This window comes from Alienimonas californiensis, assembly GCF_007743815.1.
GTDB lineage: Bacteria > Planctomycetota > Planctomycetia > Planctomycetales > Planctomycetaceae > Alienimonas > Alienimonas californiensis.
The window spans coordinates 4919790-4944419 of the sequence record NZ_CP036265.1 but is presented as its reverse complement, the minus strand read 5'-3'; the positions used below and the strand labels follow the sequence as shown (position 1 = coordinate 4944419).

23 protein-coding genes are annotated in these 24630 nt (G+C 69.8%); 10 read left to right on the top strand and 13 right to left on the bottom strand.

All coding sequences use genetic code 11. From position 1 onward, the window contains the following. Positions 1–41 precede the first annotated feature (41 nt). From CA12_RS19590 to CA12_RS19560, 7 genes are all read left to right on the top strand, one after another. Positions 42–371: a Rieske (2Fe-2S) protein gene (locus CA12_RS19590; RefSeq protein ID WP_145360822.1), complete on the top strand. Its 330-nt coding sequence runs from the start codon at positions 42–44 to the stop codon at positions 369–371. A 222-nt stretch (positions 372–593) separates the two neighbouring features. Then, positions 594–1529 carry a hypothetical protein gene (locus CA12_RS19585; RefSeq protein WP_145360821.1) on the top strand — a complete coding sequence of 312 codons (936 nt, stop codon included), beginning with the start codon at positions 594–596 and terminating at the stop codon, positions 1527–1529. A gap of 131 nt (positions 1530–1660) precedes the next feature. Then, positions 1661–2839 (top strand): tetratricopeptide repeat protein, encoded by a 1179-nt coding sequence (locus tag CA12_RS19580; protein ID WP_145360820.1) that lies wholly within the window; start codon positions 1661–1663, stop codon positions 2837–2839. 43 nt (positions 2840–2882) lie between these two features. Continuing rightward, on the top strand, positions 2883–3836 hold the full coding sequence (locus CA12_RS19575; RefSeq protein WP_145360819.1) for a DUF58 domain-containing protein: 954 nt from the start codon (positions 2883–2885) through the stop codon (positions 3834–3836). Between the two features lie 163 nt (positions 3837–3999). After that, on the top strand, positions 4000–5112 hold the full coding sequence (locus CA12_RS19570) for a peptidylprolyl isomerase (protein WP_145360818.1): 1113 nt from the start codon (positions 4000–4002) through the stop codon (positions 5110–5112). 146 nt (positions 5113–5258) lie between these two features. Continuing rightward, positions 5259–6545, top strand: coding sequence for an aminotransferase class I/II-fold pyridoxal phosphate-dependent enzyme (locus tag CA12_RS19565; RefSeq protein WP_145360817.1), 1287 nt, complete (start codon positions 5259–5261; stop codon positions 6543–6545). 89 nt (positions 6546–6634) lie between these two features. Next, positions 6635–7015 carry a hypothetical protein gene (locus CA12_RS19560; protein WP_145360816.1) on the top strand — a complete coding sequence of 127 codons (381 nt, stop codon included), beginning with the start codon at positions 6635–6637 and terminating at the stop codon, positions 7013–7015. A 25-nt stretch (positions 7016–7040) separates the two neighbouring features. On the opposite strand, the gene CA12_RS19555 is transcribed toward CA12_RS19560, so the two are convergent. From CA12_RS19555 to CA12_RS19520, 8 genes are all read right to left on the bottom strand, one after another. After that, positions 7041–7298: a hypothetical protein gene (locus CA12_RS19555; RefSeq protein ID WP_145360815.1), complete on the bottom strand. Its 258-nt coding sequence runs from the start codon at positions 7296–7298 to the stop codon at positions 7041–7043. Positions 7299–7393: 95 nt separating this feature from the next. Next, a complete protein-coding gene (gene gcvT / locus CA12_RS19550; RefSeq protein ID WP_145360814.1) occupies positions 7394–8518 on the bottom strand; it encodes a glycine cleavage system aminomethyltransferase GcvT in 1125 nt (374 codons plus the stop codon). Positions 8519–8585: 67 nt separating this feature from the next. Beyond that, entirely contained in the window at positions 8586–9107 is a 522-nt protein-coding gene (locus CA12_RS19545; protein ID WP_145360813.1) for a hypothetical protein, read from the bottom strand. Between the two features lie 18 nt (positions 9108–9125). Beyond that, on the bottom strand, positions 9126–9911 hold the full coding sequence (locus CA12_RS19540) for a succinate dehydrogenase/fumarate reductase iron-sulfur subunit (RefSeq protein WP_242688039.1): 786 nt from the start codon (positions 9909–9911) through the stop codon (positions 9126–9128). Between the two features lie 40 nt (positions 9912–9951). Continuing rightward, the gene (locus CA12_RS19535) at positions 9952–11898 is read right to left on the bottom strand and encodes a fumarate reductase/succinate dehydrogenase flavoprotein subunit (RefSeq protein WP_145360812.1); all 1947 of its coding nucleotides are present in this window, start codon (positions 11896–11898) and stop codon (positions 9952–9954) included. A 68-nt stretch (positions 11899–11966) separates the two neighbouring features. After that, entirely contained in the window at positions 11967–12815 is an 849-nt protein-coding gene (locus CA12_RS19530) for a succinate dehydrogenase cytochrome b subunit (protein WP_207622049.1), read from the bottom strand. 147 nt (positions 12816–12962) lie between these two features. Further along, on the bottom strand, positions 12963–15440 hold the full coding sequence (gene rnr / locus CA12_RS19525; protein ID WP_145360810.1) for a ribonuclease R: 2478 nt from the start codon (positions 15438–15440) through the stop codon (positions 12963–12965). 111 nt (positions 15441–15551) lie between these two features. Continuing rightward, on the bottom strand, positions 15552–16532 hold the full coding sequence (locus CA12_RS19520; RefSeq protein ID WP_145360809.1) for a 3'-5' exoribonuclease YhaM family protein: 981 nt from the start codon (positions 16530–16532) through the stop codon (positions 15552–15554). Positions 16533–16681: 149 nt separating this feature from the next. Between CA12_RS19520 and CA12_RS19515 the strand changes: the two genes are divergently transcribed. Then, complete coding sequence (locus tag CA12_RS19515; protein WP_145360808.1) at positions 16682–18415, top strand: proline--tRNA ligase; 1734 nt, start codon at positions 16682–16684, stop codon at positions 18413–18415. 150 nt (positions 18416–18565) lie between these two features. On the opposite strand, the gene CA12_RS19510 is transcribed toward CA12_RS19515, so the two are convergent. Next, positions 18566–19078: a YciE/YciF ferroxidase family protein gene (locus tag CA12_RS19510; protein ID WP_165700874.1), complete on the bottom strand. Its 513-nt coding sequence runs from the start codon at positions 19076–19078 to the stop codon at positions 18566–18568. 47 nt (positions 19079–19125) lie between these two features. After that, positions 19126–19635 (bottom strand): YciE/YciF ferroxidase family protein, encoded by a 510-nt coding sequence (locus CA12_RS19505; RefSeq protein ID WP_145360806.1) that lies wholly within the window; start codon positions 19633–19635, stop codon positions 19126–19128. 354 nt (positions 19636–19989) lie between these two features. Here CA12_RS19505 and CA12_RS19500 point away from each other — a divergent pair, with 354 nt between their 5' ends. Further along, the gene (locus tag CA12_RS19500) at positions 19990–20565 is read left to right on the top strand and encodes a TM2 domain-containing protein (RefSeq protein WP_207622048.1); all 576 of its coding nucleotides are present in this window, start codon (positions 19990–19992) and stop codon (positions 20563–20565) included. Further along, the gene (locus CA12_RS19495) at positions 20562–21107 is read left to right on the top strand and encodes a DUF1802 family protein (RefSeq protein WP_165700873.1); all 546 of its coding nucleotides are present in this window, start codon (positions 20562–20564) and stop codon (positions 21105–21107) included. The genes CA12_RS19500 and CA12_RS19495 overlap by 4 nt, the downstream gene beginning before the upstream one ends. A 26-nt stretch (positions 21108–21133) precedes the next feature. On the opposite strand, the gene CA12_RS19490 is transcribed toward CA12_RS19495, so the two are convergent. From CA12_RS19490 to CA12_RS19480, 3 genes are all read right to left on the bottom strand, one after another. Continuing rightward, positions 21134–21499 carry a DNA-binding transcriptional response regulator gene (locus CA12_RS19490; protein ID WP_145360804.1) on the bottom strand — a complete coding sequence of 122 codons (366 nt, stop codon included), beginning with the start codon at positions 21497–21499 and terminating at the stop codon, positions 21134–21136. A gap of 33 nt (positions 21500–21532) precedes the next feature. Next, the gene (locus tag CA12_RS19485) at positions 21533–22687 is read right to left on the bottom strand and encodes a THUMP domain-containing class I SAM-dependent RNA methyltransferase (protein ID WP_145360803.1); all 1155 of its coding nucleotides are present in this window, start codon (positions 22685–22687) and stop codon (positions 21533–21535) included. A gap of 71 nt (positions 22688–22758) precedes the next feature. Further along, positions 22759–24585, bottom strand: a complete 1827-nt coding sequence (locus CA12_RS19480; RefSeq protein ID WP_145360802.1) for a UbiD family decarboxylase — start codon at positions 24583–24585, stop codon at positions 22759–22761. Between the last annotated feature and the right edge of the window lie 45 nt (positions 24586–24630).

Genomic DNA, 24630 nt, shown 5'->3' with positions numbered 1-24630 from the left:
GCGGCGTCGATCGCGTTCTTCAGCGGCTTTAGGATGGAACGATGCCCCGCGCCCGCCTCTGTGCCGTTGACGACGTTCGCCCCGGAACCGCGGGGGAGTTTCCCGTCGGCGATCGCCTCGTGGCGCTGTTCCGGCTGGCCGAGCCGTGGGAGGGGCGCGAGTGGTTCGCGCTCGACGGGCTCTGCCCCCACGCCGGGGGGCCGCTGGGGGCGGGGGCGCTGACGGGGTGCGTCGTCACCTGTCCGTGGCACGGGTGGCAGTTCGACGTGACGGACGGCACGCACACCCTGACGCCGCAGATTCGGCACCAGTCGTTTTCGGTCTGGGTCGAGGAGGGCGACGTCTGGGCGGACCTCCCCGATCCCGACTGACGGGTGCCCGCGCGGTTCGCATCCTGTCCGGTTTGGGGGAGTTTGCCGGCGGGTTCGGTGGAGCCGGACATGCCGGGCGGAGCGGTCGATACGAAGTCCCGGCCGCATTGTTCGGAGACGCGCCGGCCGTTCCCGCTCGCCCTCCCCTCCCGGAGAGACCCCATGCGCCCGGTCCGCCGTCCGTCGCTCATTGCCGCTTCCCTGCGTCGCCGGCGGGGCTCGTTGCTCGCTGCCGCCGCGATCTGTGCGACCGCCCCCGCCGCGGGCGCCCAGACCCTCGGCCTGTACGCCGACGGCACGGGCGTCCCCGCGACGGCCCCGGCGAAGTCGTCGTCGTTCGTGGACTGGCTGACGGCTCGCCCGGCCGCTTCGGCGTCGGAGACGCCCGTCTCGGAGATCCCCGTCGCCGGGGCCCCGGTCGCCGGGGCTCCCAAATACGGCGTCGCCCCTGCGGGTTATTTGCCCGGCCCCGAGGCGGGCGCGGCGACGACCGTTGGGTACGAGGTCCCCTGCACTGGCGAGGCGGCCTGCGAATCCGCCCCGCGGCGGGCCCCGTTGCACGGGCTGGTGCCGGACGGCTGTTGCCCGCCGACGCCCGCCGCGAAACCCATCTATCCGCCGGGAACGCGGCAGAAGGAATCGGGCGGTCTGCAGTGGCCACCGTATCCGCGGTCGACGGCGCCGAAGGCGTCGATCAAGACGCAGTTCCACCACGCCCACTACTGGCCGCTGCCGTATAGCTGTCAGGATCGCGCCTACGTGCGGGCACTCAGCGGCGCCCAGGTCGCCGCCGGACGGGCCGAGCACGCTGCGCTCTACGGGTTTCACTTCGATCCGGAGACCCACCTGCTGACGGGCGCCGGCCGCGATCATCTGCGGACCGCGGCGGTGGCCGCGGCGTCGGCGGGGGCCGTGCCGCCGATCGTCGTCGCCTCCGGCTCGACGCCGGAGGTCGGCGCCGCCCGCCTCGCGGCGGTGCGGGACGCCGTCGCGGAGATGGGCGTGCCGCAACTGGCCGCCGCGGTCTCGCTGGGCGTCATCCCGGATCCCGGCCGTCCCGCCGAGGAGATCGATCGGCTCCGTCGCGACGAACTGCAGTCGACGCCGGCGCCGCGGATTCCCGTGGCGAGCGTCGGCGCCGGACCCGCCGGCAGCTGACGCGTCGCCTCCCCGGCGCCGCGGACGCGGCCTCCCGGCGAGGGCTGCTCAAGATTTCCGCTTGTGACGGTCGATCCGATTAGGGTGCCGCCGCCCAGTCTGTCGCTTGTTCCCCCCTCCCCGGCCTCCCGATGTCCGTCCGACCGTCCTCCCGGCCGACTGACTTCGCCCGTCGGGCGTCGCGGGTTGCCGTCATCGCCGGCGCCTGCGGCGCCGCCGGGTTGGCCGGCTGCGGGGCCGCGGGGGCGAACCTCGCGGAGAACGGCGGCGGAACGAAGTCCTGGTGGTCCCCGCCGGCGCTGTTCGCCAAGGCGGGATCGCTGACGCCGCCGGGGTTGGTGGCCGATCCGGTCCCCGCGACCCGTAACGACCTCGAGAACCCCGCGGCGCTGGATCTGGCCTACGCCAACCTGCGTTCCAACAGTCAGGTCAGCCCCACCGGGCGGGACGACGCGGAAGAGGCGTACCGGCGGGTTCTGAAGGACGATCCGAAGAACGTGGAGGCGCTGATCGGCCTGGCCCGCCTCATCGAGACGGGCGCCGGCGATCGCCCCGGCGAACTGGACGAGGCCGAGGACGCCTACCGGAAAGCGGTCGACGCCGCCCCGGCGGACGCCCGCCCGCTGCTGGCCCTGGGCCGCTTCCAGGCGGACCGCGGGCGGTGGGGGGAGAGCGCCGCGACCTACGGGCTGGCGGCGAAGACGGCCGACGACACCAAGCAGCGTCGTACCGCCCGGCACGGTCTGGCCGTGGCGACCGCCATGAGCGGCGACATCGAAGGCAGCCGCGAGCACTTCGTCGCCTCCGTCGGCGAGGCGAGCGCCCACTTCAACGTGGCGGAGCTGTACCGCCGGGCCGGCGACCGCCAAGCGGCCCTGCGGGAGTTCCGTCTCGCCGCCGCCCTCAATACGGGCGACAACCCGCAGTTGGCCCAGGTCGATCAGATGATTGCCGCCCTGGAGGCCGTCGGGCCGATGCCGGGACCGGCGAACGCGCTGCCCGCAACCGCTCCGCCGGTCGGGGCCGGGCGGGAATCGCAGCCGACGCGGCTGGCGGCGACGCCGACGCGGCCGCCGGTCGATCCGTTCGCGGGCGATCCTTCGCCCTACGTCGACCCGCCTCGCGCCGGACGGGTGCTGCCGGCCTCTTCGCTGGGCGGCGGGGCGACCGCCCCGGCGGTTTACTCCACCCCGCAGACGCCGCCGGCGTTCCAGCCGCCGCCGGCGGGATCCGGCGCGTACGGCCGTGCGGCGGAGCCGGCGTCGGACGCGGCGGTCCCCCCGCCCTGGCCGCACGCGCCCAACGGCTGACGGCCGGGCGGGCGGTTGCCCGGCGCCGGTATCCTGCCGGGCGATGAGCGCCCCCCGCCCCGCCGCCGATCGTCCGATCGCGCCCGATCCGACCGCACTGGCGGCAATCGCGCGGTTGCCGCTGGGGCGACGGGGGCTGGCGGACGGCACGCTGGCCGGCGCCCACCGCGGCGGCCGGGGCGGCTTCAGCGTCGAGTTCGCCGGACATCGGCCGTTCCAGGTCGGCGACGATCCGCGGCGGATCGACTGGCGAAAACGCCGGCACGCCGCCGCGGGGCTGACTACGAGCGAGGGCTGGTTCGTCAAGCAGTTCGAGGCGGAGACCGGACTGGCGGTGCACCTCGTGGTCGAGGCCTCCGCCGGCATGGCGTATCGCGGCCCCGCGGCGGACGGCGGCGACGGTTTGCATCCGTCCAAATGGCGCTTCGCCGCCACCGCCGCGGCGACGTTGGCGGAGGCCGTGCTGCGCCGACGCGACGCCGTCTCCCTCACCGTGCTCGGCGGGGGCGGGGCGCGTTTGCCGGCGTCCGCGGCGCCGGCCCACGCGGCGGCCGTCTGCGAGGCGCTGACGCGCGGGGTGCCCGGCGGCGGCATCGATCTCGCCGAGGCCGTGGGGGCGGCGGCCGGACGGTTTACGCGGCGCGGGGTCGTCGTGTTGCTGTCGGATTTGCTGACCGACGCCGACCGCCTGTTCGCCGCCCTCACGGATCTGCGGCGCCGCGGGCATGAGGCGGCCGTCCTGCGGACGCTGGCGCCGGCGGAGGTCGCCTTTCCGTTCGATCGGCCCCGGCGATTCCGCTCGCTGCTCGGCGGGCCGGCCGTGGCGGCCGGCGGGATCGACGGCCGGGCGGCCTATCGTGCGGCGTTCGCGGCCCACGCCGACGAGTTGGCCGCGGCTTGCCGCCGGGTCGGCGTGCCGCTGACGACGGCCGTGGTCGACGAACCGCTCGCCGCGGCGCTGGGGCGGTTCCTCACGGGCCGCACCGGCCGGGCGTGAGGGCGTCGGGCCGCGAGGCGCCGCCGGGCCGGGACGAGCCGTCTTGACCGGTTCGCGCGCCACGATCTACCACCCGCGGGCCGTCGGTCGGCGCCCGCGCAGGTTCGGGCTCGCTCCGCCCCTCGGTCTTCCCGCTCCCCGCACCCCGACCGGACGCGCCACGATGGCCGACGGGACCCCCACCCCCGAATTCCCCACGGCCGACGCCCCCGCCGGCCCCGCTCCCGCCGCCGCGTTCGGCGGAGCGTCGAAGAAGAAAAAGCCTTGGGCGCTGCTGATGGGCGGCACGTTCGCCCTCGCCGCCGCCGGCGTGGGGGCGATGCAGCTCGTCGAAACCGAACAGGCCAAGGCGGCCCCCAACGCTGTCGCCCCGGAGCAGGCCCCGGCGGTCGCCGACGGCTCCCGGGTGCTCGCCAAGCTGTCGGACGGCAAGCACAGCTTCAAGATCACCCAGGATCAGGTCGAGGCGGAGTGCCTGACCCGGTACGGCGTCGAGGTGCTGGAATCCATGATCAACCGGGCCACCGTGAAGATGGCCTGCGAAGCCGGCGGCGTGTCCGTCACCGGCGCCGAGGTGAACGCGGAGATCCTCGCCGCCGCCAAGAAGTACGAGGTCGACCGCGACACCTGGCTGCGGATGCTCGAAGCGGAACGCGGCGTCACCCCGACGCAGTACGCCAACGACGTGATCTGGCCGAAGCTGGCCCTCGAGAAGCTGGCCGACACCGAAGTGACGGTGACCCAGGACGACGTGAAGAAGGCCTTCGTCCGCACTTACGGGCCGAAGGTGAAGGCCCGGATGATCATGACGGACAACCTCCGTCGGGCCCAGGAGATCTACAGCCAGGCCGCCGCCAACCCGGAGAACTTCGGGGCCCTGGCCCGGCAGCACAGCATCGACGAGGGCAGCAAGGCCCTCGACGGCGTGATCCCCCCGATCAGCATGTACGGCTCCGAGGAGACCGCCGAGCTGGAACGGAAGGCCTTCGCTCTGAAGGACGGCGAGATCAGCAGCATCATTCAGCTCCCGTTCCCCGGCATGCGTCGCTACGTCATCATCAAGCGTGAGGGCGTGACGGACCCCGCCGCCACCAAGCTGGACGAGGTCCGCCCGCTGATCGAGGAACAGCTCCGCGAGCAGAAGGTTCAGGAGAGCGTCGCCAAGGTCTTCATGGAGATCCGCGATCGCACCGTGGTCCACAACTTCCTCACCGGCGAGGTGAAGAACCCGCAGACCGCCGCCGGCTCCAGCGCCGACGCCGCGGCCACCCGCTGATCGCGGTTCGTTCCGTCTCAGACGTCCCCCGGACGTTCGTCGCCCCGGCCGCCCACGGCGGCCGGGGCGTTTTCCTGCGCCGTTTTCGCTCTCCGTGCGACGCGAACGTTCGTTCGGCGGTGGGGTCCGGCGGACGGGCCGTTACGATGCGGCTCCGTCCCCGAACGCCCGTCCGCTCCGGCGGACCCCACCCCCCACCGTCGTCCGACGTGCGCAGCGAATCCGATACCGACGTCTCCTTCGAGGACGCCCCCTTCGACATCCCGGTCGCCGACCGCGTGCGGCGGCTGCCGCCGTACCTGTTCGGCAAGATCAACAAGCTCAAGCTGGAGCGCCGCCGGCTCGGGGCGGACGTGATCGACCTCGGCATGGGCAATCCGACCGATCCGCCGGACGCCCAGATCTCGGACAAGCTCAAAGAGGCCCTGCTGGACCCGAAAAACCATCGGTACAGCGTCTCCAACGGCATCGAGAACCTGCGGCGGGAGGTTGCCAAACGCTACGACCGCAAGTACGGGGTTTCGCTGAACCCCGACAGCGAGGTCATCGCCTGCCTCGGCTCCAAGGAAGGCTTCAGCCATTCCTGCCTGGCCCTGATGGGCCCCGGCGACACCGCGATCGTCCCGGCGCCGACCTTCCCGATCCACGCCTACGCCGTGATGCTGGCCGGCGGGAACGTGATTCAGCTCGACGTCCGCGACCCGGCCGCGTACCTCGAAAACGTCGCCTACACCTGTGAGCACCTGTTCCCCAGGCCGAAGGTCGTGGTGGCGAACTTCCCCCACAACCCCAGCGGCACCACCGTCGAGCAGGACTTCTTCGACGAACTGGTCAAGCTCGCCAAGCGGTTCGGGTTCCTGGTGCTCTCGGACTTCGCTTACGCGGACATCGGGTTTGAGGGCTATCAGCCCCCCAGCTTCCTCGCCAGTAAAGGGGCGAAGGACGTGGGCGTGGAGTTCACGACCATGTCCAAGGGCTACAGCATGGCCGGCTGGCGGATCGGCTTCTGCGCCGGCAACCCCCAGATGGTGCGGGCGTTGGCGACCATCAAGGGCTACTACGACTACGGCATCTTTCAGGCGGTGCAGATCGCCGCGATCATCGCCATGCGGCACGCCGACCCCGCCGTCGCGGCGGTGGTCAAGGAGTACGCCAAGCGGCGGGACGCCCTGGTGGACGGCCTGAACCGCATCGGTTGGGACGTTCCCAAACCGAAGGCCGGCATGTTCGTCTGGGCGCCGATTCCGGAGGAACACCGGGCGATGGGCAGCATCGACTTCGCCCTAAAGCTGCTGGCCGAGGGCGACGTCGCCGTCAGCCCGGGCCGCGGGTTCGGCGAGGAGGGCGAGGGCTTCCTGCGGCTGGCGATCGTGGAGAACGAACAGCGGCTCCGGCAGGCCGTTCGTCAGATCGACCGCTGCCTGAAGGGGTGAGGCAGGATCGGGGAGGTCCCTAAGCCGGACGCCCGCGTCCGGCTTAGAATGCCTCCCTGCTCCGCCCCGATGTCTCCAGGACAATCCCGATGCCCCGCGTCCGCCTGCTGCCCGCCGCTTTGTTGTGCGCCCTGCCGCTGATCGGCTGCGGGGATGACGAGAAGGAAGCCGTGCCGGAGAACCCGGAGGAAGCCCAGGTCATGGCGGAGCAGGAAGACGTCGCCGAGGCCCAGGAGGACATGCGGGACGCCGCGGACGACTTGGAAGACGCCAACGAAAACGTGGCCGAGCAGCGCCAAGAGTTGAAAGAGGCGATCGCCGGCCGTGAGGAGGCGGAGGACGCCATCGACGACGCCCGCCGCCAGGTCGCTAAGGAAAAGGCCGACGTGGTGGCGGAGAAGAAGGACGAGGAGCCGGACTTCGAGCAGGAACTCCTCGTCCCCGGCGACGAAGAACCGGCCCCGAAGTGACGGCCGTCGGCGTCCGCCGGTTCGGCTACTGAAGTTCCTCGACGACCTTCGCCAGCGCCGCGACGTCGCGGCTGCCCATCACATGCTTGACCCGGGCGGGAGGCACTTCGAGCCGCGTCATCAGGTCTTCAGCCCGGTCCCACAGCTTCTCCGCCTTGCCGGGCTCGGCGAGGTAGAGGTTCGTCACCAGTTCCGACAGCTTCGTGCGGTCGATGTCGGGGCGGTTGTCGTAGTACCGCTTGATCGCCTTTTGCGCGTGCGGGGAAAAGTTGCGTTCGGCCATCGGGTGGAGTCCGTCGGAAGGGGAGCGGAGGAAAGCCTATCGGCCGGGGACCGCCGTCGCTTTGGTGGTTGTCTGTCGCGTCCGGGAACTTCCCCTCAGGGGTGTTCCGCCTTCATCGTTTGCCGTTTGTAGAACGGCAAGGAGACGACGACCGCCGGTTCGGCCCGGCCGCGGACGTCGATCTCAAGCTCGGTTCCCTCCGCGGCGGCGTCCGGCGGGACGTAGGCCATGCCGATCGCCTTGCCGAGGGTGGGCGAATGCGTGCCGCTGGTGACGACGCCGACCGCCTCCCCGCCCCGCAGCACGGCGGCGCCCTCCCGGGCGACGCGGCGGCCCCGCATCTCGAAGCCGACCCGAACCTGCTTCGGCCCGGCCTCCTTGACCTTCCGAATCGCGTCGCGGCCGAGGAAGTCGCCCTTCTCCAGCGCCACCGCGAAGCCGAGGCCGGCGGTCAGAGGGTCGGTCTCCGTCGAGAGTTCGTGTCCATACAACGGCATTCCGGCTTCCAGCCGCAGGGTGTCGCGGCAGCCCAGCCCGCAGGGGACGAGGCCGTGCGACGAGCCGACTTCCAGCAGTTCACGCCACATCTCCTCGGCGGACTCCGCGGGAACGATCAGTTCGAACCCGTCCTCCCCCGTGTAGCCGGTGCGGCTGACGGTGATCTCCACCGGCGACTCCCCCGGCCGCTCCCAGACGGCGGGGCTGGCTCGGTAATAGCCGAGCGTTTCCAACAACGGCATGTGCACGACGTGGGAGACGATCTCCGCACACTCGGGCCCCTGCACCGCGATCATTGCGGTGTCGGCCGTGTGGTCGTCGATCGCGACATCCACGCCGTCGGCCTGCCGATGGAACCACTCGAGGCAGGTCGGCCGGTTGGAGGCGTTGACGACCATCAGCCAGTCGTCGGCCAGCCGGGTCGTCAGCACGTCATCGAGGATTCCGCCGTCCTCCCGGCAAAGCAGTCCGTACTTTACCCGGCCGGGCTCGGTCGGCACGCGGTTCGTCAGCAGGCGGTCCAGCAGCGCCGCGGCGTCCGGGCCGGAGAACCGGACGCGGCCCATGTGGGAGATATCGAACAGCCCCGCCGCGGTGCGGACGGCGTCGTGCTCGGCGACGATCGTGCCGTAGCGCACCGGCATGTCGTAACTCGCGAAGTCGACCATGTGCCCGCCCGCGGCGAGGTGGACGGCGTGCAGCGGGGTCGTCTTCAGATCCATCCGCGGAGTGTACCACCCCGCTTCGCCCTCGCCGAGAGGCGGCGCGAGCCGAGGCGAAGCACGCCGGCTAGGCCAAATGCGGCAGCGCCGCCTCGGCCACCTCCGGAGGATTGAGGCGGCGGAGCGATTTCTCCACCACCGGATGTTCGTCGTCGGAAAACATGAGGGCTTTCACGGTGACGTCGCCAAACCGACCGGCGTCCGAAACCTCTGCCATGCACGTGAGAAACGCTTCGTAGACCGCGTCGCGGAACGCGGCGCCCTCCGCCGTGTCCTCCGAATAATCGCCGCCGATCAACCGGTCGTGATACGTCTCGCAGATTTCGACCAGTTGGTCCTGCGCCTGATCGAACGCGGACAGCTGCGGCGAGTACTCCCAATCCCCGGACAAAAGACGGGCTCCCACGCTCTGTCCGGAGCTCCCCCGGACGACGCCCGGCATGAACCCGGGATTGGACAGGTCGCTCGGCAGGTCGATCGCGAACGCGAACACGTCAGACTCTGCCCTGACAAGATCGGCCGTCCCTTCAAGCTCTTGTTTGAGGACCGCCCGCCAGTCGTTCAACGCCGCAGCCAGATCGTCGCCCATGCCGATTCCTTGAGGATGTCAGTCGCTGGTGCCAAGCGAAGCGTAAGCGTATTCCCGGTTCAGGCGAGCGATGTCCGTCACCGAAATGTTCGCCGGGCAGGCGGCCGCGCACTCGTTGGTGTTCGAGCAGGCGCCGAAGCCCTCCTCATCCATCTGGGCGACCATCCGCCGGGCGCGGTCCTTGCGCTCGGCGCTGCCCTGCGGGAGCAGGGCGAGGTGCGAGATCTTCGCCCCGGTGAACAGGTGCGCGGCGGCGTTCTTGCAGGCCGCCACGCAGGCCCCGCAGCCGATGCAGGCGGCGGAGTTCATCGCGGCGTCGGCGAACTTCTTGGGCACCGCGACGGCGTTGGCGTCGGGGGCGCTGCCCACGCCGATCGAGATGTAACCGCCCGCCTGCTGGATGCGGTCGAAGGCGCTGCGATCGCAGACCAGATCGCGGACGATCGGGAACCCCTTGGCCCGCCACGGCTCCAGCACGAGGGTGTCGCCGTTGCGGAACTGCCGCATGCGGAGCTGGCAGGTCGTCGTGTTCGGCAGCGGGCCGTGGGCCATGCCGTTGATCATCACCCCGCAGGTCCCGCAGATGCCCTCGCGGCAGTCGTGGTCGAAGGCGACGGGCTCTTTGTCCTCCTGAGTGAGCTGCTCGTTGAGGCAATCGAGCATCTCCAGAAAGGACATGTCCGGATTGATCTCGTCGACCCGGTAGGTCTCGAAGGCGCCGGGGCTGTCGGCGTCGGCCTGCCGCCAGACTTTCAGCGTCAGCGAGAGGTGGCCGCCGTCGGAGTGGGGGAGGTCGATCATCATGCGTTCCCCGACGCTCCGCGGAGCGTCGGCGTGACTGGGGTTACTTGTAGGAGCGGGAAGTGAGGGAAACTTCCTTGAACTTCAGCGGCTCGCGGTGCTCCACGGGGGCTTCGACGTCACCGGAGTACTGCCAGGCGGTGACGTGGGAGAAGTTCTCGTCGTCCCGCTTCGCCTCGCCCTCGGGGGTCTGGTGCTCGGATCGGAAGTGGCCGCCGCAGCTTTCGTCCCGGACCAGGGCGTCGCGGGTCTGGGTCTCGGCGAATTCCAGGAAGTCCGCCACGCGGCCGGCGTGCTCCAGTCCCTGATTGAAGCTGCCGTTGGTCCCGACCACCTTCACGTCCTGCCAGAACTCCTCGCGGAGGGAGCGGATCTTGCCGATGGCCGTCTCGAGGCCCTGGGCGTCCCGCTCCATGCCGACGTGCTCCCACATGATCGCGCCCAGCTCCTTGTGGAAGCTGTTCACGCTGCGGGAACCTCTCACCGCGAGCAGGGCCTCGATACGGTTGCGGCTCTCGACGAGAGCCTCCTTGCAGGCGGGGTGATCCTCGGTGATCTCCGTCCGTTTCATCTTCGCCAGGTGGTCGCCGATCGTGTACGGGATCACGAAGTAGCCGTCGGCGAGGCCCTGCATCAGGGCGCTGGCGCCGAGGCGGTTCGCCCCGTGGTCGGAGAAGTTCGCCTCCCCCAGCACGAACAGTCCGGGGATCGTGCTCTGCAACTGGTAGTCCACCCAGAGCCCGCCCATCGTGTAGTGGACGGCGGGGTAGATCCGCATGGGCGTCTTGTACGGATCCTCGTCGGCGATCTCCTCGTACATCTGAAAGAGGTTGCCGTACTTCCCCGCGATAATTTTGCGGCCGTCGCGGCGGATCGCGTCGCGGAAGTCGAGGAAGACGGCGTTGCCCGTCTTGCCGACGCCGTAGCCGGCGTCGCAACGCTCCTTGGCGGCCCGGCTGGCGACGTCGCGGGGGACGAGGTTGCCGAAGGCCGGGTAGCGGCGCTCCAGGTAGTAGTCGCGTTCGCCGTCGGGGATCTGCTCCGGGGCGCGGTTGTCGCCCTTTTTCTTCGGCACCCAGACGCGGCCGTCGTTCCGCAGGCTCTCGCTCATCAGCGTGAGCTTGCTCTGGTAGTCGCCGCTGGCCGGGATGCAGGTGGGGTGAATCTGCGTGAAGCAGGGGTTGGCGTAGTAGGCCCCCCGCCGGTGACAGCGCCACGCCGCGGTGACGTTGCAGCTTTTGGCGTTCGTGGAGAGGTAGTAGACGTTGCCGTACCCGCCGGTGGCGAGGACGACCGCGTCGCCGAGGTGCACCTCGAACTTCCCGCTGTTCAGGTTCCGGGTGACGATGCCGCGGGCGACGCCGTCGACCACGATCAGGTCCAGCATCTCCCGCTTGGCATAGACCTTCACCCGCCCGGCGTAGACCTGCCGGTTCATCGCGGAGTAGGCGCCGAGGAGCAACTGCTGCCCGGTCTGCCCGCGGGCGTAGAACGTTCGGGAGACCTGGGCGCCGCCGAAGCTGCGGTTCGCCAGCGCCCCGCCGTACTCCCGGGCGAAGGGCACGCCGAGGGCGGCGCAGTGGTCGATGATCTTGTTGCTGATCTGGGCGAGGCGGTAGACGTTCGCCTCGCGGGAGCGGTAGTCGCCGCCCTTCACCGTGTCGTAGAAGAGCCGCCAGACGCTGTCGCCGTCGTTCTGGTAGTTCTTGGCGGCGTTGATGCCGCCCTGGGCGGCGATGCTGTGGGCCCGGCGGGGGCTGTCCTGAATGCAGAAGGACTTCACCCGGTAGCCCAGCTCCGCCAGCGAGGCCGCGGCGCTGCCGCCGGCCAGGCCGGTGCCGACGACGATCACCTCGTACTTCCGCTTGTTCGCCGGGTTGACCAGCTTCATCTCGCGGATGCAGCGGTCCCACTTCTGTTCGATCGGCCCCTCCGGCACGCGGCTTTCGAGCGTGTCGGTGCGAACGTCTGTGGCGGCGGGGGCGACCATGGGCGGCGGTCTAAATCGAAAGATTTGAGGGTGCGGGACGCCGTCGCGGGACGGCCGGTCGCGGGGGGTTAGTCGCCGTCGGCCTCGGGGGCGACGTCTTCGCCGGGCATCTCCTGAACCGATTCCCCGGTCGCTTCTTCACTCACGATCCGGGCGCGTTCCCGGGCTTCCGCCGCGGAGAGGTCCGACAGGTCGATGTCGGCGAACCAGATGTAGATCGGGATCGAGGCGAAGCCGAGCGCCAGCACGATCGCCACCACCACGCCGAGCTTCTTCAGCGGCCCGCCCAGCCCGTAGACCTCCAGGCCGACGGAACGGAACCAGCTGCTCGCCCCATGGGAGAGGTGGAAGCCCAGCAGGATCGCCCCGACCGTGTAGAGGGCGGCGGAGAGCGGGGTGGAGAGGATCTGCACGGCCCGCTCGTAGCGGAGGAACAGCGGCCGGCCCGATTCGTCCTCCAGCCCTTCGTCGACGTACCGCTCGAAGGTCGGGTCGACGTTGTCCCGCAGGCCGAACCGCATGTCGATCAGGTGCCAGACCAGGAAGACGAGCACCACCGTGCCGCTGATCGCCATCCAGCTGCGGGGGGCGAGGTTCAGGTAGGTCGTCCGCTGCTTGGAGCGGTAGCCGATCTCGTAGCCCTCGTCGCCGCGGCTGGCCCGATTCTCCATCACCAGCCAGTAGGCGTACAGCACGTGCAGGCCGAACAGGACCAGCAGGCCGACCTCCGCGATCCACAGCAGCGGGCCGAGGCTGTGCAGCTTGGCGGCGTAGTCGTTGTAGGCCGCGCTGCCCTGGAAGATCAGCAGGTTGCCGGCGAGGTGCGTCGCCACGAATCCTATCAGCAGCAGGCCCGACAGGCCCATGACGTACTTCTTGCCGATGGAACTCATCAGCAATCGGCGGAGGGCGCCCACGGGGTCGGCTGCTCGGATCGGAAACGGGGAACGGGGACTTTCGGCCGGGCAGTCTAGGCGGATTGAGGGATTTCCCCCACCGGGACAGGGTGACGCGGCGTCCGAACGGCGAAGTTTGCCGGATTCTGCCGCGAAACCCCCGCCGGCCTACCGCCGGCGGGACCGCTTCCGCTTCGTGTTCGCCCCGGAAGAGCCGCCGGAATCGCTCGCGGCCGCGTCGCTCCGCGAGCGCCCGCCGGTGTTCGCCTCGGCGTTCCCGTCGCGACCGCCGCCCCGTTTGCCGGAGGAGCCGGAGCGACCCCCGGAGGAGCCACGCCCGCCGGAGGAGCCGCGACCCCCGGAGGAGCCGCGGTTGCCCTTCGACGAACGGCCGGACCCGCCGCTCTGCGGCTCGGGCGTCTCGGCGAGGGCGAACTCCAGGTTACGGCCCTCCACGTCCACCGAGGCGACCTTCACCTTCAGCGGCATGCCCAGCCGGTAGATCACGCCGTCGCGGCTGGTCAGCGTGTGGGCGGTGGCGTCGTGGTCGAACCAGCCCCCGCCGAGCGCCTCCCGCGGGATCATGCCCTCGGCGGGCAGCTCGATGCCGCGGACGAACACGCCGAAGTTCATCACCCCGGTGACGACGGCGTCCAACTCGTCGCCGACGCGGTCTTCCAGGTATTCGAGCAGCTTCACGCGGACCAGTTCCCGCTCCGCCTTCTCCGCCCGGCGGGAGCGCTCGGAGCAGTGGTTCGCTAGGCCGGTGAGCTCTCCCTCGCTCTGCGTCTTCGGCTTCTGGCCCTTGCAGAGAGCGTCGATCAACCGGTGGATCGTCAGGTCCGGGTAGCGGCGGATCGGCGAGGTGAAGTGGGCGTAATGCGGGAACGCCAGGGCGTAGTGGCCGCCCTCGCCGGCGGTGTATTCCGCCTGCTTCATGCTGCGGAGCAGCGCGTAGTTCACCGCGGCGCCTTCCGGTTCGTGCTTGACCTCGTCCAGCAGCGCCTGGAGGTGCGGGCGGCTCTGGTACTGCTTGAGGTCGTAGCCCAGCGTGCCGACGAACTCCGAGAATTGCTTGAGCTTCGCCTCGTCCGGATCGCCGTGTTCCCGACGGATGAACGTCAGGCCGCGGGCTTCGAGCGCCTGCGCCACCGCGACGTTCGCGGCGAGCATGAACTCCTCGATGATCTCGTGGCTCTCGTCGTGGTGGGCCTCGCTGGCGCCGACCACCTCGCCCTTCTTGTTCAGGTCGAGCGTCACCTCGGGCATGTGCATCTCCAGCGCCCCGGCGGCGAACCGCCGTTTACGCAGCGTCATCGCCAGGGAGTACATGTCCAACAGCAGATGCCGCACGTCCTTGCGGACCTTGCGGGCGTACGCGTCCGGGTCGTGGACGATCGGCATCACCTGCTCGTAGGCGAACCGCTTCGTGACCTTGATCGCGGCGTTGGCGAACCGCGTCTTGACTGGGATGCCGGTCGGGTCGAACTCGATGAAGCAGGTCTTCACGTACCGCACCTTGCCCTGCTGCAGGCTGGCGAGCCCGTTGGAGATGACCTCCGGCAGCATGGGGATGACCTTCCCCGGCAGGTAGACGCTGGTCGCCCGGTCCTTGGCCTCTTTATCCAGGGCCGAGTTCGGTTGGACGAAGTGGGCTACGTCGGCGATGTGCACGCCGAGCACCCAGTGCCCGTTTTCGATCCGCTTCAGGCTGATCGCGTCGTCGAAATCCTTCGCCGTCGCCGGGTCGATGGTGACGATCGTCTCCCCCGTCAGGTCGAGCCGATCGCCCAGATGCTCCTCGTCGAAGCGGCGGGCCTCCTCGCTGGCGGCGGCGAGGACCTCGTCGGGGAACTCCTCCGGCAGGCCGAACTCGCGGATCACGCTCAGTTCGTCCACGCCGGCGTCGCCGCGGCGGCCGAGGACTTCGATCACCACCGCCTCGCCCGGCCGGCCGTCGCCGGGGAACTTCAGCATGTCGATGACCACCTTCTCGCCGGGCTCGGCGGGGTGGGCGCCGGGGTCGCCGATCGGGATCGGTTCGAGGAAGGAGTCGCCGTCGACCCGCACGAAGGCCCGGCGTCCGGTCTCGTCGTAGGTGCCGACGAAGCGGGTCGTCTTCCGCTCGATGACGGCGACGACCTCCCCGGCGATGCGGGAGCGGTCGCGGCCGCCCTTGCGGTCGGTGATGCGGACCTCGACCTCGTCCCCGTCGTGGGCGTCGGCCATGTCGGACCGGGAGACGTACACGTCGTGGTCGCGGCCGCGGGGGTCGTTCATCGCGACCCAGCCGTCGCCGCTGCGGGTCGTCTTCAGGCGGCCGATGCTCACGCCGGGCCGGTGCCGCGGCCGCAGCCGGGCGCCGCGATCGGCGACGACCTTGCCGGTGGCGATCAGCGCCTCCAGCGCGACGCGGTCGTCGGATTCGATCTGCGGGGTGTCGCCGAGCTGCTTCAGCACGGTCGCCGCTTTGACCGGCTGATAATTCGGGTCGGTCAGGTGATTGAGGACGCGGTCCTCGGCCGAGGCGCCCGGCGTGCCGTCATGGGACGCCGGCTTGCGGGAGGCTGACGAGCCGGACGATTTCTTGGTCCGGGAGTTCTTGCCGGCCCGTTTCTTGGGGGCTTGGCCCTTGGCTGTGGTCATTTGTTCTTGATCGATTTGGTACGGGTCGAGCGGCGCTCGACGTGAGCCGCGTCCGGAAGGGCGCGCGGCGGATGGGATTCGTTCGCCGGGGACGCGTCCCCGGCGGGGGCGTCAACGGGGGCCGCGGAATAGACGGCGGCCGAGGCGGGGGTGGTAGGGGGTGAGGTCGGACTCCGAATTGGGGTCCTCGCCGAGGATCTTGAGAAATTCGTTGATCTTGGCGTCGAGCGTATCCAGAACGTGCAGGGCGACGGCTTCGGGGCTCATCGGCTCCTTCACGCTGCCCTTCTCCGGGCTGCCGTGGTGGGAGAGGATCAGGTGAGCCAGGTGCCAGCGTTTGGCCTCCGGGAACGGCCGGCCGGTGCGGGCGACGGTCTGGGCGATCTTTTCGGCCAGCAGGTCGCAGCCGATCTGCATGTGCCCCAGCAGTTGGCCGGGGGTGGTATAGGTGAAGGTTTCGGGGTCCAGTTCGCCGGTCTTGCCGAGGTCGTGCAGCAGACAGCCGGCCAGCACCGTGGAAGAATCGACCTCCGGGTAAAGGTCCGCCAGTCGCGTCCAGGCCAGGGCCATCGCCGCGGTGTGCTCGCAGAGCCCGCCGCGGTGGGCGTGGTGCGCCTTGATGCCGGCCGGGACGATGCGGAAAGCCTCCATCAGCGATTCGTCCGCCAGGAACGTAACCATCAACTCCCGCAGATCCTCGTCCGGCAGGCTCTGGAGCAAGTCGGACAGAGCGGCGAAGGCGACTTCCGTGCTCTCGCTGGCGGCGGGGCGGAAAGCGTCGGCGTCGAAGTCGTCGCCGGCGGGCCAGACCTTATGGGCGATGATCTGCAGCCCGCCCTGATGGGTTTGCACCCGGCCCTTCACCCGCACGCCACTGCCGACGGGCATCGTGTCGAAGTCGCTTTCCGCGACGTTCCACATCAGCGCGGAGACCTGCCCGGTCCGATCCCGCAACTGAGCGAGCAGGTAGAGCTGGCCGTTGCGGTTCGTTCGCAGGCTCTTTTCGGCCAACAGAAACGGCTGGTCGATTATCTCACCGTCGCGCAACGCGTCAACGGGGGTGCGCGCCTCGGGCGTCTTGACTTCAGTCATCTTTTCCTATCGTCCCCTGCCGCCGCCGGATTGCAAGCGAACAGCCCCGGCGTCCGACTGTGGGGGACCTCCGCTTTACGAAACCGTCGCGCGAACCCATTCTCCCCCGCCCGCGTCTCACGCGCACCTCCCTTCTGTCAAGCTGTCTCATGCGCTGGTCGCACACGCTCATCCCGACCCTCAAGGAGGTGCCCGCCGATGCGGAGGTGCCTTCCCACCGCCTGATGTTGCGGGCCGGGCTCGTGCGGCAGGTGATGGCCGGCGCCTACACCTACCTGCCGCTGGGTTGGCGGGCCGTGCAGAAGGCCGCCGCGATTGTGCGGGAGGAAATGGAGGCCGCCGGCGCCGCCGAGCTGCACTTCCCCGCGATGAGCCCCATTGAACTGTGGGAACGCAGCGGGCGGCGGGAGGCGTTCGGCAACGTGCTGCTCAACTTCGCCTTCCCCCGCGGCGATCGGAAGGTGCACGTCGCCCTCGGCCCCACTCATGAGGAGCCGATCACCGACCTCATCAAGCAGTCGGTCTCCAGCTACAAGCAGCTTCCGCTCACGCTGTTCCAGATTCAGACGAAGTTCCGCAACGAGGAACGTCCCCGTTTCGGCGTGCTGCGGACCAGCGAGTTCCTGATGAAGGACGCCTACAGCTTCGGCACGGACGTCGAGCAGCTGAACGCCTCCTACGACGCGATGTACGCCGCCTACTGCCGCATCTTCGAGCGCTGCGGCATCCCCTACCTCGCCGTGGAAGCCGAGAGCGGCCCGATCGGCGGGGACGCCTCCCACGAGTTCATGATCCCTGCCGAAAACGGCGAGGACGCCGTCGTGCACTGCGAGGCCAGTGGGTACGCCGCGAATCTCGAACGGGCCGAGACCGGCCGTAAACCGCCGAAGATCGAAGTCCCGGCGAACGCCCCGGTCGCCGTGACCGTGGACACGCCCGGCGTAACCACGATCGAGGCCGTCTGCGAACTGCTGGGCGTCGCGCCGGAGCAGACCCTCAAGACCCTGCTCTACACCGCCGACGCCGGCACGGACGGGGAGAAGACGGTCGCCGTCCTCGTCCGCGGAGATCACGAGGCGAACGAGGGCAAGATCCGTCGGGCCGTCGGCGCGAAGACGCTCGCGCTGGCGGACGAGGCGACGGTGCAGCGCGTCACCGGTGCTCCGGTCGGCTTCGCCGGACCGGTGGGGCTAACCGGCGTGACGCTGCTCGCCGATCACGACGCCGTGACGGTGCAGCCGGCGGTCGTGGGGGCGAACGCCGCCGACAAGCACACCAAGGGCGTCTGCTGCGGGCGGGACTGGACCGTCGAGACGACCCACGACCTCCGCGACGCCCGGGCCGGCGACCCGGACCCCAAGAGCGGCGGCCCGATGACCCTCGTCCGCGGCATCGAGGTCGGCCACGTCTTCAAGCTGGGCACGAAGTACTCCGACGCCCTGGGGGCGGAGTTCCTCGGCGAGGATCAGAAGCGTCGCAGCATCGTGATGGGCTGTTACGGCATCGGCATTAATCGGATCGTCGCCGGGGCGATCGAGACCAGCCACGACGACCGCGGGATCATCTGGCCTAAGGGCATTGCCCCCTACCAGTGCCACGTCATCCCGCTGGACGTGCAGGACGCAGAGGTGATGTCCCTCGCCGAGCAGTTCCACGACGAATTGCAGGCTGCCGGCGTCGACTGCCTGCTGGACGACCGCAAGGAACGCCCCGGCGTGAAGTTCGCTGACGCAGACCTGATCGGCCTGCCGACCCGCATCACGATCGGCAAACGCGGTCTGAAGGACGGCGTGGTCGAGGTGAAGCGCCGGACCGACGCCGAAGCGGAAACGCTCGCCCCGGACGCCGCCGTCGCCCGGGTGCGGGCGTTGTTGCAGGACTGAGTCGAGCGGGGGGCGTCAGCCCCCCCGTGTGTTCTGCCGGTTGCGCAACGAAAAGTCCGTGGGAGGAGCGAGCAGCTCCTCCCACGGACACGGGGTTCGTCGACAGACCCGGACACGGAGGGCTCACGCCCACCGCTCGCCTTGGCACGGCTAGGCCGCGGCCGCGTCGGCGTTGACGCTTTCCTCGGCGATCTGGGTCATCCGCTGATCGCTGGCGCCGGCTTCGTCGGCGCACTCGGCGAACAGGGAGGACGCCTCCTGCTGGCCGCAGCGCCGTGCGAAATTCGTCAGGCAGCCGTAGCCGGCGATGCTGTAGTGCTGAATCCGCTGGGCATTGGCGATCAGGGCCGCGTCGATGACGTGTTCGTCCCCGTCCGCGTCCAGCGTTTCCTCCGCCTCCTTGATCAGCCCCTTCGTCGCCTCGCAGGCCTGTCCCTTGGCGCTTTCTCCGAGTAGGGTGAAGGCTTTCTCCAGCCGCGCGATCTGCGCCTGGGACTCCGTGATTTGATCGCCGAACGACTGCTTCAGCTGGGCGCTGGCGGCCTTCTCCTGCATCCGGGGCAGGATTTTGCCGATCCGTTGCTCCGCGTCGTAGATGTCTCGCAGCTGGGCGCGATACAGGTCGCCCAGGTCGCGGTACTTCGTGCCGGTGAACAGTCCCACGGGGATCTCCGATGGCTGGGGGCGAGGAATGCGGAGCGATCCGCGGGTCAGGTCGCAGCCGCCTTGTTGACGGAGCCCTCGGCGATCGCGGTCAGCTTCTTGTCCGCAGCTCCCTCTTCGTCCAGCGTTTCCTGGAGGATGCGGGCCGCCTCGTGCTGGCCGATGCGGTTGGCGAAGTGCACCAGGCAGCCGTAGCCGGCGATCTCGTAGTGCTCGACCCGCTGGGCGGCGGCGATCAGGGCGGCGTCCTTCACGTCCGGGTCGCCCTTGGCCCCGATCATCTCGTCACCCTCGGCGATCAGACCCTTCATCGCTTCGCAGGTCTTCGCTTTCGGACTCTGATCGAGCAGCTTGAAACACTTCTCCAGGCGCTTCACCTGCCCCTCGGTCTCCTTGAGGTGCGCGTCGTACGCCTGCTTGAGCTGCTGGCTGTGGGCGGCGTCCCGCATCTTCGGCAGGGCCTTGGTGAGCCGCTGCTCCGCGTCGTACAGATCCTGTAGCTGATCGACGTACAAGTCCTTGAGACTGCTAAAGGACGTGCTGGTGAAAAGGCCCATCGGTGCGCTCCGGGAACTGGGGGAAAGGAGTTTGACTGCAGGTGGGACGGTACGATCGCGCCGGTCGCAGCGAATCCGCGAGAGGACGCGCCTCCCGGTGGGGCGAGCCCCGTGCCGGCCTCCGTGCCGGCCTGTGACGGGGACGCTCACCCGCAGCCGCGGAGTAGAAAGATCAATCCGACCGACAGCGCCGCTGAGAGCGCCAGCGAGCCGAGACAGCCGAGCTTGTTGCTGTAGAACGCGAACATCGGGGAAGCTACCGGTCGGGGGAATGCGGTTCGCTGCTAAGATGGCGGCCCCGTCGGCGAAGAGCCGACGGTCAAACCCCCCTCCCCGTATCCGGCCCGCCCCGCGATGGCCTCCGTCCCCGTGACTGGCTCCGCCCCGCCGCCGACCGACAGCCGCTACGGCGACGCGGCCCACGGACCGCTGTTCAGAACGCCCGCCGCGATGGAGCGGTTCCGCCGGTCCGAGAGCACGCACACACTCTCCGGCGGCTATCTGCTGTGGATCTTGGCCCCGTTCACCCTGCTGACGGCAGGCGCGCACCGCTTCTACTATGGCAAGCCGCTGACGGGGTTGCTGTGGTCGCTCACTTTCGGCCTGCTCGGCGTCGGCTGGGTCGTGGACTTCTTCCTCATGCCCCGGCTGGAGGCTCAGGCGGATCGGCGGTACACGCCGGGTCCTTACGACTACAACCTCACCTGGATCCTGAACGCGATTCCGTTCCTCGGGATCTTCGGCGTGCACCGGTTCTATCTCGGCAAGTGGGTGACCGGCCTCATCTGGTTCTTCACCCTCGGGCTGTTCGGATTCGGCTGGATCTGGGACCTGTGCACGCTGAACGAACAGGTGGACTCGCGCAACCGGGCCGCCCTCGGCGGACAGGCGAAGCGCGAGGGCGAAGGCGTGATGGGGGTCGGCTGGTGAGCGACCCGAGCAACGAAACGCCCCTCGAAGCGGAAGCCTGCACCGTTGCTTTCAAGGAATGGGCCGCCGTCTGCGACGCCCTCTGCGACGGCAAGGTCGATTTGATCCTCCGCAAGGGCGGCATCCACGAGCGGCGGGGCAAGTTCCGGCCGGAGCACGACCGCTTCTGGCTGATGGCGACTCGGTTCCATCAGGACGCCGCCGATCTCGCTCCCTTCCTCCGCGGTTCGCTGCCGACGCCGCCGCCGGAAGGCGTCGTGCGGCTGCCGGGCTGGTGCCAGGTGAGGAAGACGTGGCGCATCAGCGACGAGGCGGAACTGGAGGCTCTCCGTGGTCGCCATGCCTTGTCTGACGAAACCGCCCTCCAGCGCTTCCACTACAAAGAGCCCGGCCTGTGGGCGATCGCCGTGAAGGTGTGGGGCCCCGAGGCGCCCGTCGAGATCGCGGACTCCCCCCAGTACGGCGGCTGCCGGAGTTGGGTCGAACTGCCGGGCCTGCCCACCGCCGGGCTGCAGGCGGTGCAGACGCACGTTCCCCACTGACGGACCGGTCGCGCAGACGGCGGAGGTCAGGCGCCGAGGATCGGGGCCAGCTTCTCGTCGGCTTCGGCGGCGCCGAGGTCGTTCTTGCCGAAGCCCGGCAGGGCCCCGGCCGCGACGGCGCGTTTCTGAGCGTCGGCGAAGTTAGAGACGAGCATCACCGGCGGGGCGTCGTCGCGGCCGGCGATCGCCTTGACGGTGTCGAGGCCGGAGGCCCCGTCGGCGTCGTACAGCCGGTTCACCAGCACGAGATCCACGTTCCCGGCGGCGACCAATTCCAGCGCGTCCTCTTCGGAATCGACCTTCACCACCTCCGCGTCGAACTTGCGCCGCAGATAGGAGGTGATCGACATGTGGTCGGGAACGCACTGACCAACGTTGAGCACGCGGGGCATCGGGTCGCTTCTTGAGGGGGGAGGCGGCGTATCCTAGCCGGCCGGGACGGGATCGCCGCCCAGTGCGGGCGGCTTCGGTCCGAGATACTGGTGCAGCGTACAGGCGAGCGTGCCGTTGTAGAGCTTCCGGCGCCGCTCCGCCTTCCGGCCGACCATCGAAGGGAACGCCGGGTGCGGGGTGAGGATCGCGGCGCTCCAGTCGCCCAGCCGGTTGAGCAGTGCCGCGAGGTCCGCGTGCACGGCGTCGGCGTCGCCCAAGCGCTCGCCGTAGGGGGGATTCGCCAGCAACACCCCGTGCGATCCCTTTGCCCCGGCTTCGGCGATCGTCCGCTGTTGGAAGTGCACGTCCTCCCCCACCCCCGCCCGCCCGGCGTGCCGGCGGGCGGCGGAGACGGCGTCGCGGTCGATGTCCCCGCCCTGCAACGGTTTCTCGAGCGGGGGGAGAATCGCCGCCTCGGCGGCGGCCCGCTGTTCCGCCCATAGTTCCGGCGGGGCGAGCGGCCAACCCTCGGCGACGAACTCCCGGTGCAGCCCCGGCGCCATGTTCCGCCCGATCAGCGCCGCCTCGATCGGCAGCGTGCCGGTTCCGCAGCAGGGGTCGAGCAGCGGCCGGTCGCGGGTCCAGACGCTCAGCAGCACGATGCCCGCGGCGAGCGTTTCCTTCAGCGGGGCCGGGCCGGTCAGGTCGCGGTAGCCGCGCTTGTGCAGTCCGGGGCCGGTCGTGTCGAGCAGCAGCGAAACGCGATCCTTCCGCACGTTCACCTCGATCGGCACTGGCGGCCCGACCTCCGGCACTGGCGAGCCCGGCCGGTCGCCACGAGCCTCGCACAGGGCCTCGGCGATCGCCTTCTTCGCCATCGATTGCAGCGTGGGCACGTGCCCCAGGGCGCTCCGCACGCTACGACCGGTGACGGGGAACGCGGCGTCGTAGGCGATCCATTGCGTCCAATCGAGCGTGCGGACGGTCTCGTAGAACGCGTCGTAGTCGTCGCAGTCGAACTCCTCCGCGACGACCTGCACCCGATCGGCCGCCCGCAGCCAGAGGTTCGCCCGCACCAGATCGGCCGGTTCCCCGTCGAACCGCACCCGGCCGTCCTCTTTCTCCGTCGGCGGCAGCCCGAGGGCTTCCAGTTCGCGGCCCACGACCGCCTCAAGTCCGAACGCGGCGGTCGCTTGGAGAAAGAGCATCCTGCGTAGGGTCCGCTCTGCGGACCGTTTCGCAAGATCGCCGGCGAAACTCACGGTCCGCAGAGCGGACCCTACAGGATTCCGTGCAGCGGCCCGCCGCGTTCCGCGAGGCGATCGACCTTCGCCGTGACGGCCGGGTCCTCGATCAGCGGCGGGGCGTGGTGGGGTTTGACGCGGGCGTCCACGATCAGCGGGCCGCGGCTGCCCCAGTGCTTGTCCTCCATAAAGCTGTCCACGCCGTGCAGGTCGGCGGCGGGGTTGGAGCGGGTGAATGCCGTCCAGAGCAGGTTGTTCGCCGTGCGAGCGCTGAACGCAGCGTCGTCGCACAGCACGATCAGCGGGAACGCCCGCAGCGGGTGGTCCCGGTCGATCGCGGCGGCGAGCCGGTCCGCAGCGCCGTCCTTCCCGCCGCAGCCCGGCCCGGTCACGCAGGCGACGCCGGGGAACGCGACGGCGGCGTGATCGAAGCCGTCGGGCAGACGCCAGCCGGACCGCAGGAACTCCGGCAGTTCCCGCTTCGCCGGGCCGCGGGCGGCGACGACGACCTTGCTGCCCTCGTTCAGGCCGGAGCCGCTGTAATCGAGGGTGTCGATCGTGGTGCGGGTCTGAAAATGCAGGTCGCGCGTCGGGTCGATCCGGGCCAGGCAGTACATCAGGAACGCCGGGACGTCCTCCATCGACGGCGGGTCGTCGGCGGCGTCGGCGATGAACAGGTACTTCGCCAGACTGAGCTGCCCCTGCCCCAGGATCGCGTTCGCCTGCGTGAGCAACTCCGCCGGCCGGTCGCTCGCAGTGTGGGGGGCGTAGCGTTCGCTGCCGACGGCCAACAGCAACGGATGCACCCCGGCGGCGTCGACCGCGTGTACGCCCCTCACCCCCGGCAACACGGTCGGCAACGCGGGGCCGGTCAGTTCGTGAATCAGCTCCCCGAAGGTCGTGTCCTCCTGCGGCGGCCGGCCGACGACGGTGAACGGCCAGACAGCCCCGTCGCGGTGGTACACCGCCTCCACCTGCATCACCGGGAAGTCGTGCACCTTAGCGTAGTAGCCGAGGTGATCCCCGAACGGTCCCTCCGGCTTCACGCCCACGATCCGGCCGGACAGGCAGAAGTCCGCCTCCGCATACACCCGCGGCCAGCCGTTTCCCAGCGGGTGCTTCGCCATGGCAATCCGTCGGCCGGCGAGGGCGCCGGCGAAGATCAGTTCGCTCAGCCCCTCCGGCAGCGGCATCACCGCGGCGACGGTCATCGCCGGAGCCCCGCCGACGAACACGTTCACCCGCAACTCCTCCCCCCGCTCCAGCGCCGCGGCGTGATGCACCCCGATGCTGCGGTGCAACTGGTAGTGCAGGCCGATTTCCTCGTCGGGCCGGTAGTCGTTCCCGCCGAGTTGCACGCGGTACATCCCGAGGTTCGAGTTCCCCACGCCCGGCTTGCGGGGGTCCTCTGTGTAGACCTGCGGCAGCGTGACGAACGGTCCGCCGTCGTCCGGCCAACTGACCATCTGCGGCAGGTCGCCGACCCGGCAGCGGTTCTTCAGCACGGGGCCGGACCGCGTCCGCTTCGGCAGCGTGGTGAGGGCGGCGAGCGGCACGTCGGCGTACCGCCACGGCGCCTTCAGGGCGACAGTCGGATCGACCTTCAGCTCGACGAGGTGCTCGACCCGTTGCAGCGTGTGACGGAACAGGAACTTCGCCCGCTCCAGGGTGCCGAACAGGTTGGAGGCCATCGGGAACCGACAGCCGACGACGTTCTCGAACAGCAACGCCGGTCCGCCGGCGGCGTAGACGCGGCGCTGAATCTCCGCCGCTTCGAGGTGCGGATCGATCGGCGCCGCGATCCGCACCAGCCGCTTGTGGCGTTCGAGGTCGGCGAGGGCGTGGCGGAGCGTCTTGTGCACGGGCGTCGGTGGGTTGCGGGTTAGACTCACCGGCTCGCCCCGTCA